We start from the raw sequence: 429 nt of genomic DNA, 5'->3' as shown, positions 1-429 counted from the left end.
AAATCGCCTTTGGTGGGTCTACCACCATCTTAGTTATAGCATACAAAGCTTGTTATGCTTTGTTTCAGGGCACACCCAAGCCAACAGCTACGATGGTTTTGGCATATTGGCCAAGCATAGCCTAATGATGCTGGAACAAGGATTGGGGCAAGCCGTGAGGCAATTGGGCAAACTCAAAATTCCCGAATCGGTCTGGAACAACCCTAACCTAAAGGAACCCGCCAAAACGATTTTACCACTATTAGTAGGGATATACAACGGCTTGGTAGAGCAAGCCCAGGAAGCACCAGAGGATATTAAACACCTGATGTTGCTTGCCAAGGCCATTGTATGGTACATCAGAGACGAAACCTACCGAAAAGACTTGAACCAAAAGTTGGAGGAGATAAAAAAACTAGGGTTGGAAAAGATCGTCAAGCAGATTATAGA

General features: G+C 44.8%; 1 protein-coding gene. It reads left to right on the top strand.

What is annotated here, in order from left to right; translation table 11 throughout:
- A partial coding sequence (locus tag Q0954_RS34525) for a hypothetical protein (protein WP_299466794.1) occupies window positions 1-429 on the top strand: 429 nt, incomplete at both ends.

This window comes from uncultured Microscilla sp. (assembly GCF_947493425.1).
Classification (GTDB): Bacteria; Bacteroidota; Bacteroidia; order Cytophagales; family Microscillaceae; genus Microscilla.
The sequence above is the reverse complement of the archived record's forward strand: the minus strand, read 5'-3'. Positions and strand labels throughout refer to the sequence as shown.